Consider the following 13,799-nt stretch of genomic DNA (forward strand, 5'->3'; position numbering starts at 1 on the left):
TTAAATGAGTATGCATTTATAAATCTATTAAAACAAAAAAGAAGAACTGTAGAAATATTTTAATTTTTATGATTTAACTTGATGAGAATAGAGGACCGCTTTTTTGAAAACAGAACGTTCATATTGGAATGACAGAATAGTATATTTACTCTTCTTCAAAAAAGAGATACTATAAAAAGACTCTGCTTGAAAAGGGGGACTGTAAGTGATCATATCAGATGTACTATACGGAGAATTTGAAGTAGATCAAGTGTTAGAAGAATTAATTTTAAGTAAACCAGTGCAAAGGTTGAAGGGGATTCATCAAGCCGGAGCAAGTTACTTAATGAATGAGAAATGGAATGTAACACGATTTAATCATTCAGTTGGTGTTATGTTGTTAATAAAAAAACTAGGTGGTTCGGTAGAAGAACAGATTGCTGGTTTACTGCATGACGTATCACATACTACTTTTTCTCATGTAATAGATTACGTTTTTGATAATATGAATGAAAGTTATCATGAAGAGATATTTAGCTCTGTTGTGAAAAACTCAGAAATTCCAGCAATTCTTTCAAAGTATGGTTATAACTATGAAGATATTTTGTTAGATGATTCGAAGTGGACGTTACTGGAAAGATCCGCGCCGGAATTATGTGCAGACCGGGTGGATTACACATTACGAGATATGTATACATACGGATATGTTTCTTTAGAAGAAGTTCACAATTTTTTATCGGATGTCATCGAAGTAGATGGGAAAATGGTTCTTCAAAATATCAAAATGGCAGAATGGTTTACAGAAACGTATTACAAAGAAGTAATCGATTTCTTTATGCAACCAACTAATATTTACGGAAATGATATGTTAGCTAAGACGTTAAAGTTAGCTCTTCATAAACAAGTTATTCATGCAGATGATTTTCTTCTTGAAGATCATGAGCTTATAGTAAAATTGCAGCTATGTAACGATTCAGAAGTACATGCTTTATTAAGAAAAGTTCATCCAAATGTAAAAGTAAGAGAAGATAGAAGTGAGTATGATTTACATCAGAAAAATAAAGTCCGTCTTATTGATCCGCCATTACTTCGTGAAGGGAAAATCATTCAGTCATCTGTCGTATCAGAAAAAATAAGAGAGATGAGCGATATCGCTTATGAAAAATCGGTGAGAGGGATGTATGTGAAAGTGATTTCGAATTAAAAAAGAAGTAGCGCATCGTTTCTAGAGCGCTACTTCTTTTTTTAATGATCAAACCAATTCCAAACCTCAATATCTCCAAGAGTCGCATAACGTACGTGCGGGGAGTTTTGTAATTTTAATAATTCTTTCGACGGGCCGGTAATGACAATGCCATATACTTTTACGCCGTTATCTTTTACATATTTATAACGTTTATCTAAGTTTAGTTCTTTCTCAGAAAGCGCAGCTATTTTGCTTACTGTTTTTTTATGGATAGAAAGGACGCGCATCATTTCGATTACTTGATCTTCTTGCGTTTTCTGCTTGTCAGTATCATTATCGAGAAATCTTACATGTTCTGGAAATCCTATAGCTTCTCCGCCATGTAGGATATAGTCATCTACATTTTTTCTGTCTTGCCCTGTATCTAAAGCGTACCATACAGGAGTTGGAGGGAGTTCTTGTGCTTCAAATATGCTATATAAAAGCGGTTCTAATTCTTTTAAAGTGTAAGATTTATCAAAAGAAATTGCTACTTCTGCAACGGTTCCATCATGTACTTTTGCAAGTGTATCCCATACTTTTTTTGAGGAATCCTTTAAATAATCACCCTGCTTTGTTTTAGGATGAACAAAGAAGAGTTTTGGTTGATAGAACGGATTCATCCAAGTTTGTTTCGTGACATCTACAGATGATAAGAAGCTTTTTGTTTCTACTGTACCGAGTGGCATTTCTTTTTTACCGACGGTTCTTACTAAATCAAAGCTGCTGTTCGTACGGAAAAAAGCTTCTACACTTGTTCCGCCCCCCATAACGCGGCTATTTGGGATCGTTGCTTCAAGTGCAAGTGAAGGAACCTCTCTAATTTCTTCTAGCCTTTTATCATTATTAGCTTGAAAATAAAAGGCTGATAATACCCCGCCGATTATATATATAACGATGCAAATGGATAATATAAAACCAAACGTTTGTAACCGATGTTTCCACTTAATTCTCCAAAAAGGAACTTTAAGATCTTTTGGCGGTAATTTTTTCTTTACGGGTTCACTCTTCGTAAGCAATTCATCTAAATGAGCTTCACATTCTGCACAAGTTTCTATATGACTTTCTAACTGTTCTTGCTCATCACGTGTGAGCGTTCCTTTTTCATATTTCTCCCAAAGTTTTTTAAACTCTGCACAACCCATCTGTATCACTCCTTTATGCTTTTTGCTTCTTTTCGTCCGCGGTGTAATTCAATTTTCACTTTCGCTAATGAGAGACCGGTCATTTCTGCTATTTCCTTATAAGAGAATCCGTAGTAATCTCGTAGTAGTAGCACGTTTCGTCTTTCGAGCGGAAGTGAGGATAAACGGTCTAACCAACTAGTAACCTCATGTTTTACGAAATATGCCTGTTCTGTACTTGGCACGTTTGGTAAATGGAATTCTGCAAATTCAGTTGTTTTATATTTCTTTTCTTTTCGATACCAATCGATAAAGGCGTTGTAGGCAATTGTAAATAACCAAGGTCTAATTTCTTCTCCTTTGTAATAGTCAATATGGACGAGCATTCGGTAAAATGTTTCTTGCATAAGATCTTCCGCGTAGTGGGAATCTCCGGTTAGGGAGAGAAGATAGCGAAATAAATCATGCATATGATCTGAATAAATGTCTTCTAATGATTGTTTGCGTTTCACTAATTTCCCTCCCTTCATACATAACAACGAAATACATATAAAAAAGTTACATTCGTTTTTAAAATTATAGTAAAAAACGTCAAGAATTGGATAGGATTCTCTTTTATCATAATACATATAAGGCGGGTGAACAGAGATGGAAAGCTATGAAACACAAATTCAAAGGTCCATTGATTATATTGAGGAAGATGTAATGGAAAAACAGACGCTGCGTAATTTAGCTCGCATTGCAGGTTTTTCTGAGTCGCATTTTCATCGTGTATTTCAGGCGTTAGTAGGTGATACGGTAATGGAGTATGTTCGAAAGAGGAGGTTAGCCCGGGCAGCTTATCAACTTTCTCATACGGATGAAAAAGTTATTGATATCGCATTTGAGCATGGCTTTCAATCTCACGAAACGTTCACGAGAGCCTTTAAAAAATTATTTCAAATGACACCGAGTGAATATCGAAAACAAGAAATAGAAACACCGATGTATTACAGCGTGAATGTAAAGCAAAGAAAATTAAATCCGTATTTAGGGGGCATACAAATGGAATATCGTATTGTAAATAAACCAGAATTTTTAATGGCAGGTTATGAACTGAAGACGACAAGTAAAGAAGGAAAAAACCATCAAGACATTCCAGCATTTTGGCAAGAATATTTACAAAAAGATCTTGGAACGACAATTCCGAATCGTAAAGATACGAGTCAATGGGTAGAGCTTGGATTATGTACTGATTTTAATTTAGAAACAGGGGACTTCACTTATATTATCGGAATGGAAGTTACAGGCTTTGAAAATGTACCAAATGAAATTGCAAAGCGTACATTCCCAGCAGCAACATATGCCGTATTTACAACACCGAAAGTTCCTCATGCAGAAATGGTGTCGTCTATTCATCAAACGTGGAATGCAGTATTCTCAGAATGGTTCCCGCATTCAGGATATGAACATTGCGGCGTTACAGAGTTTGAACTATATGATGAGCGTTCCCACGAAGATAAGAGTGAGTTCGCTCAAGTAGAGCTTTGGATACCGGTGAAGAAAAAATAATAATAGGGTAAAAGCGAATCATTGGGAGATGGTTCGCTTTTTAATAAAGGGGGAAAATGGGAAGATGTTCAAAAAACTAGAATGTGTATCTATACATACGAAGGATATAGAGAAGTCGGTTTCTTTTTATAAAGAAATGGGAATGAAGCAAAACTGGATTATAGAAAGAGAACTAGAAGAAGGGGTTATTTGGACGTTAATAGGATTGAAGTTTCTAGATGAAAAAAGTTCGGAGTTAGTAATAAGTAATCATCCGGATATTAATTTTATGGAAGTCGAAGTATTAGTAGAAGATGTACAACAAACGTATGAAAGTTTAAAAGATAATAAAGATGTAAAATGGATTCGTGAACCATTTCCAACAGAATCAGGACATGTTGCGGTAATGGAAGCGCCTGATGAGAATGTGTTTGTGTTAGTAGGGAAATAGGAGAGAAGACATAGTAAAAATTAACATGGACTTCGTCAAAAGCTTGAATATTTAAAAGAAGAGTTAGAAATACCATACCCATCGGAAGATATAGAAAGAATTGAAGAGGAATATAAGACAGATTCTTTTGTGGATGATTTTTACAGTTATACGTCATTAATAGATGGGAATTTGAGTTATGTTCTTTTTTCTAAAAAAATTCTGGAATTACAAAGAGAGTTGTTGTATAAAAGCTTTTTACAAGCGTATCCAGAATATTTATTTATAGGTATATGGAACAATATGTGGAATTGAATCGCCAACTAAGCATATATGAACAAATCCGGAAGTTATTAATTGTTATCATAGAAGAGTATTAAAGAAAAGGTGCTTTTGTAAAGCACCTTTTTTATGAACGAAACGGAAATACAAGAACAATCGTCGTTCCTTTCCCGAGTTCACTATCAATAGAAATTGTCCCGTTATGGGCATGAACGAGCTGTTTCGTAATGGCGAGACCAAGTCCAGTTCCGATGTTGCTTTCTTCTGTATTAGTCCCTCTGTAATATCGCTCGAATAAAAGTTCTTTCGTTTTATCGTCCATTCCTTTTCCGTTATCTGAAATAGATAGTGTAAATGAATTTACATCCTGCGAAAGCTTTACGATTACATTTGTCGTTTCATTATTATGTTTCACAGCGTTGGCTAGTAAGTTTTCGATAATACGCTGGAACCATTTTTCTTCAATGAAATATTGAATTTTATTTGAGCTCGGTACGAATTCAATATTTTGATTTTGCAGTGTCGGATTATTAATAAATTGTAATAATACTTTTTGGACGAATTGATTCATTTCAATGTTTACGTGCTGGGCAGGAAGGCTGTTATTTTTTAATTGATACGTTAAGCTTAAATCGTCAATTAGTGTAGTCATATATTGAGATTTCTCTTTCATAACGCTGCCGAATTGCTGAATGTCACGATCAGTCCAGTTATACTGCTTTGATTCTAGTAATAATGCGTAGCCATATATAGAGCTAAGTGGTGTTTTTAAATCGTGCGTTAGACCGGTAATCCATTCTTCACGTGTTTGCTGCAGTACTTGCCTCATCGCATCATTTTTTTTGAGTGTAATTGAAAGGTGCTCTAGTGAGCTAGTAACATCTCTAAATAAGCGAAATGACCATTTTTCTTTACCAGATCGCCTGAATCGAACTGGTTTTCCTTTTTTACTAACAGGCTCTTCATATTTTCCACCAGCGATATTTTTAAGCCAACGCATTGCGTGTAGTAACGGTTTCCCAAACTTATTTCCGTACCAAATAGATAGAATGACTAAATAAACAAAGACGATAAGAAGGATTAATCCACATCCAATTAGAAACTTCTTAGTAAATATATCCTCAATTTCATCATCTGGGTAGTAGCGTTCATTTTTTGCGGTAATGACGAGAAGCTGACCGCTATTTGCATCGTAAAAGCTAGACGTGTTTTCTTTATGATTCCACGGTTCTTTTTCGTTAAGAGCAGTCTGTATTGTTGAAAGTGTTTTTTTCTTTCCAGTCGGATAGGAAAAAACCTCTTCGCCATTATGATTAAATATTTGCATTGTTGCTTTTTCTTTAGAGAGTAGCTGTTTTTCTTGTTCCGTTAATGTGAACGAATCTGTAGATACAGAAGGGTGTTCTTTCTTAATTGTTTTTAGTAATGCATTACTTTTTAACATACCGCCATAAATAACAAGTACGTTCTTTTCTTCTACTTCAATTTCCCAATATGTAAATGTATAAGGGCTTTCTATATGATTCTGTATATGTGCGAGTAAAGATGTTTTCGTATAAGAAGTTGGGACATCACTTGGTGTATTAAATTGATAGAGGACTTTGCCGTTTTCTTCTACAATCTGAATCCAATCATTTTTCTCTTTAATTAAATCTGTTACTTCCTTTTTTAACGTAATATCGCCATCTTCTGAAGAGATATATCTTGAAATTGTAAAACTATCAGAATCCGGAATATTAGGTTCGTATGAAATACTAGTAACAAGAAAAATTAAATAAGTGAAAGCAGCGACTACAGCAATAAGTAATGTAACTAAAACAAAAACGTGTTGCAGTATAAATTGGATGATAAGTCGTTTATTAAGATTCATATTGTCACCCTACTTTGTAACGAACTTATAGCCAAGTCCGCGAACAGTTTTTATGTATTCTGGTTTACTTGGGTCTTGTTCAATTTTTTCGCGTAGCTTTCGAATGTGGACCATAACAGTATTGTCATCGCCATTATAGGCGGGTGCTCCCCAAACTTTTTCGTATATTTCTTCTTTCGAAAATACGTAGTTCGGATTCTCACAAAAGAAGAGTAGTAGTTGAAACAGTTGAGCGGAACATTCGACAACGTGTCCATTTACTGTAAGTTCTGCGGAATGTTGATCAATTTCAAATCTCCCAAATGAAATGGAGTGTGCTTTTTGTTCGCGTGGTACGGTTTGTTTCATATGTCTTCGAAGTTGTGCTTTCATACGAGCTACGACTTCTAATGGATTAAATGGCTTCGTAATATAATCATCTGCACCGTATGAAAATCCAGATATTTTATCTAGATCAGATGCCTTCGCTGATAGGAAGAAAATCGGACAATCTGTTTGTTGGCGAATAATTGGACAAATATCAAAACCAGATTGTCCAGGAAGCATGACATCTAAAATAATTAAATCGTAATTGTTTTGTTCGATGAGAGATAAAGCTAATTCAGCTGATGTTGCAGTTGTAATATGAGAAAAACCTTCTTTTTCAAGAATGGTAGTTAGTAGTTGTAAAATTGCTGTTTCATCATCGACGAGTAATATATTTGCTTGATACATAAGAATCCCCCTTAATTTCCTCGAATATCATATCATCTTTTTGTAACATATGGAATTTTTAAGGAAAATTTAAGGTTTTCTTTTATAAAAAATTAAGAATCAAATGATATGATAAAAGTAACATAGGGGAGGAGATGAGTGTGAATCCGTTTCAAATGATGCGAGCTAGATATTTTTTAATTGTATTTGCACTATTAATTTTAGTAGCGAGAAGTAGTGAAAAATTGCTAGAAAGTACATTTCATATACAAAATTCATCTTTTATAAATATACTTATATTTTATATCCTTCCGATTGCATGGATTTTTTATGAGTATAGAAAGCACCGTGTTTCATTTTCATTATTTCTTAATAAAAATGAAACATTTAACTTGGTGCAAGTTATATACATTACGATTATGTTGTGCATGTTCAGTTACGGGTATTTGATTTTGTACATGTACAGCTTTGCATGGATTACACCAGATTTTATTATGAATGCTTTACACGAACCGATTATAGATAGTGCCGGGGGATATATATATCAAATTATTATGGTTGTATTTATCGCACCTATTATTGGGGAATTTGTTTTTCGTGGATTTTTACTTCAGCGCTTTGCTGCGAAATGGGGAACGAGTATAGCGATGATTGCAGTGGCACTTTTATTTGCGATATTACATGTCGATTTTCTCGGTGCTGCCGTATTTAGTATCGTATTATCAATCGTATATATTCGTACGAAAAGCTTACTCATGCCAATTGCGATACATATGTTAAATAATACATTTGTACTTTGTGCATCGTTCCTAGTAAGTAGAGAAAAGATCATGAGTTTTGCAGATTTCTCAAACTATACGACGTTCTTTCCAGGACTGATTATTTTTATAACAGGATTAAATTTAGTACTCATCTTTTTATTTGTTAACCGCAAATACTGGAGTAAAGAAGTGCCAGTTATATACGCAGAGCAGGTAAAGAGTTTTGCAGATGTAGTGGGTGATAAATGAGACGAAGAAAACGATTGAAAAAATATTGAAAGACACTATAGATGCTACGTCTATTACAGATATGTGTGATAAAGGCTTTTGTCATAGGCTTTTTAACCTGTAGTAGATACAATTGTGTTTCCGGAGTATTACTTATTTTCTAGTACTCATTTAAAAGAAAATATTATTTCTCTTCTTATTGTATTAGGGATTTTAATAATATTCGGTCTAATGTTAGAAGCAATGATGAAGCGTATCTTCAGAAAAAATGAAGAGAAGCATGTGCGGGTTCATAAAGTATTCGCGAAAGTAATGGGAGCTTTCCTTTTGTTTTATGGTATGAAAACAATCATTTACTTTATAGCTTTGAGACATCTTTAATTCTAAATTTGAAAGGAATGTATAAAATTATATGAATGAAACAATATCATCAAATAAGTTTTTTTATTTGATTTTACTTAGCATAGTGCTAATAACGACAGTAAATGTTATTCTCCGCTGGGAGGAAGCCTACTTTTTCATATATTTAGCGCTCCATTTATTAGGGGTCTTATGTATAAGTGGTGGCATGGTTACTGAAAAAAAGGGTGGCGAAAGTGTTAACTATATGTGTGTGATCGGTCTTGTTTTACTTTTAGCTGTACAAGGTATTATGAAATATAGTTCTTTTTCTGTACAAGATTTCAGTTTGTTAATAGATGTACTGCCTTAAGGGGGATAAGTACTTATGTTATCGAAGAAACAAATAGGGTATATATTTGTTTTAGTAGGTTTTTTTACGATTATTATAACGACGCTATTTTTTCAAGACTATGAATATGTAAAATATGTAAAAGGCGCTGGTTTAATGTGCTGGTTTGTAAGTGCTTTTCTTATTCCGAATTATGAACCGAGGAAAGTGTCTAAAAATAGGTGAAACTCTTCTTATGTAGAAGAGTTTTTTTTATCCCGCATTAACGGGCAGTAAGACCCCCACCTCAAAATTCAGTGACAGCAAAGAAATTAGGCGGGGGATCAACTGCCCGTAAAAGCCCGATTGGTGAAGGCTAATAATCAGTGGGGGATAAACAAAACCTCCACTGATTAAAGTTTCACTTTATGTAAATAGAAGGCTCTCGAGCAATTCTCGTAATTAGCTTGTTCTAATTTAGCATGTACGAACTTACAATAATAATAGACAGGCAGCATAGAGGAGGGAATAGCGTGAGGAAAGTTATTGGGTGGTCGCTTTTTTTGTACGTTGGATTTGCGTTGCTTATATATTGGTATTTATTTGGATGGAATCATGAACTCATTCCGGACATGTATAAAGGTACGAGTGCGGATCCAGAAACGTTTATGAATGCAAGGGAGCTTACGCTAAGCCAAGATTATTCGCGTGTGAAAAATTTACTGTTCTTTTTAGCGACGCCTCTTGAATGGATTATTTTATTATTTGTACTCGTGCTCGGTATTTCAAAAAAGTTTGAGAAATGGTCAAAGGAAACGACTAAAATAAGTGTCTTACAAGTTGCGATTTATTTCTTTTATTTATCATTACTCACAACGGTACTGGCATTACCGATGCAATGGATTGGGCGTAAAGTGTCGGTTGATTACGGTATTTCCACGCAAAGTACACAAAGCTGGATAAAAGATCACGTTATCGATTTTTGGGTTAATTATGCGACGATGTTACTCATTGTTACAGTTCTTTTATGGCTCATCCGTAAATTTCCGAAGAGATGGTGGCTAGCAGGATGGGCACTCTCTGTACCGTTTACAATTTTCTTAACGTTCGTGCAACCTGTTGTAATTGATCCACTTTATAATGATTTTTCAACGCTGAAAAATAAGGAATTAGAAACGAAAATTTTAGCGATGGCAGATAAAGCTGATATTCCATCTGAACATGTATATGAAGTAAATATGTCGGAAAAAACGAATTCGTTAAATGCATATGTAACAGGAATTGGAAAAAACCTTCGTATTGTAATGTGGGATACAACACTTCAGCAATTAAAAGATAAAGAGATTTTATTTATTATGGCCCATGAAATGGGACATTACGTAATGAAACATATATATTGGGGCGTTGGGAGTTATATTTTACTATCGTTTATAGGTATGTATGTAATTAGTCGAATTTTAAATTTGTGTATTCGAAAATGGGGAGATACGCTGCAAATTTCAAAAGTGGCATGTTTCTCGATTTTACCTTTATTTTTCTTAATTTCTTCTGTACTATCCTTTGCATCACAACCAGCAACAAACTACGTTTCACGAATAGAAGAACGCGCGGCGGATCAATACGCTTTAAATATGACGAAAGATGGGAAATCAGGTGTGAAAACTTTTCAATATTTATCAAAAACAAGTTTAAGTCAAGTGAATCCACCAGCGTTAGTAAAATTTTTCTTATACACACATCCACCAATTTTCGAAAGAATTCATACGTTTGAGCAATATGAGAAACAAAAAAACAAGAAGTAGCGGTTATGCTACTTCTTTTTTATAGAAATATAAGTTTGATATTGGGAATATTTATCATTGCTTTTTATTGTGATTTTGTAAATAATAAGCTATAAAATTCTAAAAATCTATATATAAAGGAATAAAGGTGGAAATATGTATTTTTTACAAAATTTAAAAGTGAAACATAAATTATTCTTACTTATCTCATTAGCAGTTTTGGGCATGACAATTATGAGCTGTGTAGCAATTAATTCTATTAATAAGATTAAGCGCGATACAGAAATTGTAGTAGATGATTATCAAAATTCTGCAGTTATATTAGAAGGAATGCTTCGTACACAAAATTCACTAGAATATAACTTACTAGAATTAATTACAACGTCACAAAATGAGGGGACAAATAAAGAAGGGATTATTAGTAATGTTGAAAAGGATCTTAAAAAATATGATTCTTTATTAAAAGAATATGATGATGGAGTTAATTTAAGTAAGCAAGAGGATGAGCTGTTTCAGAAGATGAAGAAATCTTTGCCAAGTTATATGGAGACATATAAGAAGTTGTTTGACAAAGCGAAGGGAACAAATGAATCTCAAATGGTAAACGAATTTCAAAAGGACTTAAAACCGAAGGGAGTAGAGTTAGCTGGTTATGCTGTAGATATAGAAACTTATGTTTCAAACTTAGCTGAACAAGTATTTAAAGATTCTCAAAAAATGATAGATCGCTCTGTTATTACCTTTATCATTCTTGCAGTAGTTACTACAATCATTATATGTATAGTAAGTTATATTATTAGCAAGCTTATAGTTGCTCCTTTACAAACGGTTAGTCGTATGATGGAAAGAGCAAAAGAGGGAGATTTAACTGTACATGGTGATTATAATGCTAAAGATGAATTAGGTATATTAGTAAGTGATTTTAACGAGATGATTGCAGGGCTAAGAACAAATATGCAAGAAGTAGAGAATAATATTCAGCTTTTATTCCAACATGCAGACGGAGTAGTATCTGCATCAGAAGTATCTAGCGGTGCAGCAAAGAAAATCACTATGGATATTGAAGAAGTTGCCAATGGCGCAGAGAGCCAAATGCAAGCAATGGAACAGACTGCGGGTGCGATGGAAGAGTTGACACAAGGAATGCAGAGCATAGTGAATACATCATCCTCTGTAAATGAATTGTCTGCTCAATCAGCATTAGATGCAGAGAGTGGTAACAAATTAATGAAACAAATGATTCAGCAGATGGATACAATCCAAAATTCAGTACATAGCGGTGTGAAACAAGTAGAGACGATGAAAGAACAATCAGAAGAAATTGTTAAAATCATTGATGTTATGCAAGGTATTACCTCTCAGATTAACTTATTAGCATTAAACGCCGCAATTGAGGCTGCACGTGCTGGAGAAAGTGGTAGAGGATTTGCAATTGTGGCAGATGAAGTACGAAAATTAGCAGAACAATCTAGTGATTCTGCTAAACAAATTGAGAAGCTTATTACTCAAGTTATGGGAACAACGAATCATACGGTACATATGATGGGGAAAGTAGATAATGAGGTACAGGCAGGTACACAAGTAGTAATGCATACAGAAAAAGTATTTGGAACTATTACAGAAAAAGTGCAGCAAGTATCTGAGCAAATTCAAACGGTATCTATGTCTACAGATGAAATTGCAGCGAGTAGTGAGGAGATTTCTGCTTCTACAGAAGATATGGCGCAAATTTCTCAAAGATCATCTGATCGAACTGATAGGGTAAAAGAGTCTATTCAACAGCAAGAAAAATCTGTTCAAGAGATTTCGACTTCAATTGAACATCTGCACAACGTAGCAGGAGGACTAAAACAGATAGTTTCCCAATTTACTCTTCAAAAATAGTAGAGTATATGTAAGTCTTTATAAATATATAGACCTCTCAATACATATAAAAAATCATCCTGTGGAATACAAAAGGATGATTTTTTATTATGAAAATTTTGTGTGGATGTCACTCGTTATATTCTAGTTTTTTACAATTTTTTGATTGTAATATATAATAATAAGTAATGTTTTTAGAATTTTTAGTTTTATAAGAGAGTGATTGTAGGAGGAGAGAAAGGGTGTACAATAAAAAATCAATGCCGGCTATAAAAATGATCCTTTCGATGTCTATTTTCGGATCAATTGGATTTTTTTCTGTCCAAACAGGTTTACCGTCTTTTGAATTAGTATTTGTTCGTTGTATTTGTGCAACTATATTTTTAGCGTTATGTTGGTTAGTGACAGGACAATATAAAAATGAAAAGTGGAATAAAAAAGAGATTGTGCAAATATTAGCGTGCGGCGTATTTCTCGTTTTTAACTGGGTATTTCTATTTAAAGCGTTTGAAGTTATGTCAATTACAATTGCAATTTCTGTCTATCATCTCGCTCCAATTATCGTATTAATGATTGGGAGTATCGTATTTAAAGAGAGGCTAACAGCGTTTGCCGTTATGTCCATTGTCATTTGTTTCCTCGGCACGGTTTTAGTAGCTGGAGTAGATGGAAGTGTGTCGCTCGAGAAACTCATGTCCTCTGGAATGGTATGGGCACTACTTGCAGCGTTATTTTATGCTTTTACGACTTTATTAGGAAAAGGAATCAAGCATACGAGTGCATATGCGATGACATTTGTACAAACGTTTTTAGGTATATTTTTATTGTTACCATTTGTGGATTTCGGACAGTTTCAAGGTTTAACAGAGACGAACTGGATGATGATAACGGCAACAGGACTTATACATACTGGGTTTGTATATTACTTGTTTTTTGACAGTTTAAGAGATTTATCGACGAGACTTATTTCTGTATTAGTGTTTTTAGATCCTGCTGTAGCAATTTTGTTAGATACGGTCTTTACCGGATTTAGACCGACTAGTATGCAAGTTGCAGGGATTGTCCTTATTTTTGTAGGAATGGCACTCACTTTTCGTAAAGGAAGAGAAAAGGAGCTATCGGTGAAGGGAAGTGCTACCTCTGAAATGTAAAGTTGTATTTGATATAATTTCATTTTTAATTTTGGAAGATGTTACGAAAAGGCCGTTGTTGTATAACAGTGGCCTTTTTTGTATGGAATAGAGCACGAAAGAACGGCGTTTTCAAAAAAAATGAAATGAATTTTCAAAAAAAACTTCCTTTTCTGAAGATTTGTTATATAATATAAAACATAAAATCGAATCTGTTATAAAACAGTTTAAGA

Annotated in this window: 14 protein-coding genes and 1 pseudogene; 11 read left to right on the forward strand and 4 right to left on the reverse strand. The window is 34.1% G+C overall.

Features of this window, described 5'->3' with window-relative positions; genetic code table 11:
- Window positions 1-205: 205 nt before the first annotated feature.
- Window positions 206-1,183 (forward strand): HD domain-containing protein, encoded by a 978-nt coding sequence (locus JDS81_RS14235; RefSeq protein WP_097953191.1) that lies wholly within the window; start codon window positions 206-208, stop codon window positions 1,181-1,183.
- 41 nt (window positions 1,184-1,224) lie between these two features.
- Here the strand turns inward: JDS81_RS14235 and JDS81_RS14240 are convergent, their stop codons facing one another.
- Together JDS81_RS14240 and JDS81_RS14245 are read right to left on the reverse strand one after the other, a co-directional pair.
- On the reverse strand, window positions 1,225-2,349 hold the full coding sequence (locus JDS81_RS14240; RefSeq protein WP_097953192.1) for an anti-sigma factor: 1,125 nt from the start codon (window positions 2,347-2,349) through the stop codon (window positions 1,225-1,227).
- A 5-nt stretch (window positions 2,350-2,354) separates the two neighbouring features.
- Complete coding sequence (locus tag JDS81_RS14245) at window positions 2,355-2,840, reverse strand: RNA polymerase sigma factor (protein ID WP_097953193.1); 486 nt, start codon at window positions 2,838-2,840, stop codon at window positions 2,355-2,357.
- A 136-nt stretch (window positions 2,841-2,976) separates the two neighbouring features.
- On the opposite strand from JDS81_RS14245, the gene JDS81_RS14250 reads away from it, so the two are divergent.
- The 3 genes from JDS81_RS14250 (at window position 2,977) to JDS81_RS30420 (ending at window position 4,603) form a co-directional block, all read left to right on the forward strand.
- Entirely contained in the window at window positions 2,977-3,879 is a 903-nt protein-coding gene (locus JDS81_RS14250) for an AraC family transcriptional regulator (RefSeq protein WP_097953194.1), read from the forward strand.
- A 64-nt stretch (window positions 3,880-3,943) separates the two neighbouring features.
- Window positions 3,944-4,309, forward strand: coding sequence for a VOC family protein (locus JDS81_RS14255; RefSeq protein WP_000473635.1), 366 nt, complete (start codon window positions 3,944-3,946; stop codon window positions 4,307-4,309).
- A gap of 90 nt (window positions 4,310-4,399) precedes the next feature.
- On the forward strand, window positions 4,400-4,603 hold the full coding sequence (locus JDS81_RS30420) for a YxiJ-like family protein (RefSeq protein ID WP_257138510.1): 204 nt from the start codon (window positions 4,400-4,402) through the stop codon (window positions 4,601-4,603).
- Window positions 4,604-4,697: 94 nt separating this feature from the next.
- On the opposite strand, the gene JDS81_RS14265 is transcribed toward JDS81_RS30420, so the two are convergent.
- Both JDS81_RS14265 and JDS81_RS14270 read right to left on the reverse strand, forming a co-directional pair.
- Complete coding sequence (locus JDS81_RS14265) at window positions 4,698-6,440, reverse strand: ATP-binding response regulator (RefSeq protein ID WP_097953195.1); 1,743 nt, start codon at window positions 6,438-6,440, stop codon at window positions 4,698-4,700.
- A 9-nt stretch (window positions 6,441-6,449) separates the two neighbouring features.
- Window positions 6,450-7,154 (reverse strand): response regulator transcription factor, encoded by a 705-nt coding sequence (locus JDS81_RS14270; protein WP_097953196.1) that lies wholly within the window; start codon window positions 7,152-7,154, stop codon window positions 6,450-6,452.
- A gap of 140 nt (window positions 7,155-7,294) precedes the next feature.
- On the opposite strand from JDS81_RS14270, the gene JDS81_RS14275 reads away from it, so the two are divergent.
- The 7 genes and pseudogenes from JDS81_RS14275 (at window position 7,295) to JDS81_RS14305 (ending at window position 13,587) form a co-directional block, all read left to right on the forward strand.
- Entirely contained in the window at window positions 7,295-8,143 is an 849-nt protein-coding gene (locus JDS81_RS14275) for a CPBP family intramembrane glutamic endopeptidase (RefSeq protein WP_141499321.1), read from the forward strand.
- A gap of 61 nt (window positions 8,144-8,204) precedes the next feature.
- Window positions 8,205-8,503, forward strand: a pseudogene (locus JDS81_RS14280) (malate synthase).
- Between the two features lie 31 nt (window positions 8,504-8,534).
- Window positions 8,535-8,834, forward strand: coding sequence for a hypothetical protein (locus JDS81_RS14285; protein ID WP_097953198.1), 300 nt, complete (start codon window positions 8,535-8,537; stop codon window positions 8,832-8,834).
- Between the two features lie 15 nt (window positions 8,835-8,849).
- On the forward strand, window positions 8,850-9,038 hold the full coding sequence (locus JDS81_RS14290) for a hypothetical protein (protein WP_000949414.1): 189 nt from the start codon (window positions 8,850-8,852) through the stop codon (window positions 9,036-9,038).
- Window positions 9,039-9,325: 287 nt separating this feature from the next.
- The gene (locus tag JDS81_RS14295) at window positions 9,326-10,594 is read left to right on the forward strand and encodes a M48 family metallopeptidase (RefSeq protein ID WP_141499320.1); all 1,269 of its coding nucleotides are present in this window, start codon (window positions 9,326-9,328) and stop codon (window positions 10,592-10,594) included.
- A gap of 135 nt (window positions 10,595-10,729) precedes the next feature.
- Window positions 10,730-12,457 (forward strand): methyl-accepting chemotaxis protein, encoded by a 1,728-nt coding sequence (locus JDS81_RS14300; RefSeq protein WP_097953200.1) that lies wholly within the window; start codon window positions 10,730-10,732, stop codon window positions 12,455-12,457.
- Window positions 12,458-12,678: 221 nt separating this feature from the next.
- Window positions 12,679-13,587 carry a DMT family transporter gene (locus JDS81_RS14305; RefSeq protein ID WP_000282397.1) on the forward strand — a complete coding sequence of 303 codons (909 nt, stop codon included), beginning with the start codon at window positions 12,679-12,681 and terminating at the stop codon, window positions 13,585-13,587.
- Window positions 13,588-13,799: the final 212 nt, after the last annotated feature.

This window comes from Bacillus cereus group sp. N31, from assembly GCF_016483245.1.
In the GTDB taxonomy this organism is placed as follows: Bacteria; Bacillota; Bacilli; order Bacillales; family Bacillaceae_G; genus Bacillus_A; species Bacillus_A toyonensis.

What these genes read in the sequence shown, in the direction of transcription:
- JDS81_RS14265 (WP_097953195.1), bottom strand. Translation starts at nt 6,440, where the DNA reads ATGAATCTTAATAAACGACTTATCATCCAATTTATACTGCAACACGTT.
- JDS81_RS14250 (WP_097953194.1), top strand. Translation starts at nt 2,977, where the DNA reads ATGGAAAGCTATGAAACACAAATTCAAAGGTCCATTGATTATATTGAG.
- JDS81_RS14290 (WP_000949414.1), top strand. Translation starts at nt 8,850, where the DNA reads ATGTTATCGAAGAAACAAATAGGGTATATATTTGTTTTAGTAGGTTTT.
- JDS81_RS14255 (WP_000473635.1), top strand. Translation starts at nt 3,944, where the DNA reads ATGTTCAAAAAACTAGAATGTGTATCTATACATACGAAGGATATAGAG.
- JDS81_RS14300 (WP_097953200.1), top strand. Translation starts at nt 10,730, where the DNA reads ATGTATTTTTTACAAAATTTAAAAGTGAAACATAAATTATTCTTACTT.
- JDS81_RS14270 (WP_097953196.1), bottom strand. Translation starts at nt 7,154, where the DNA reads ATGTATCAAGCAAATATATTACTCGTCGATGATGAAACAGCAATTTTA.
- JDS81_RS14285 (WP_097953198.1), top strand. Translation starts at nt 8,535, where the DNA reads ATGAATGAAACAATATCATCAAATAAGTTTTTTTATTTGATTTTACTT.
- JDS81_RS14240 (WP_097953192.1), bottom strand. Translation starts at nt 2,349, where the DNA reads ATGGGTTGTGCAGAGTTTAAAAAACTTTGGGAGAAATATGAAAAAGGA.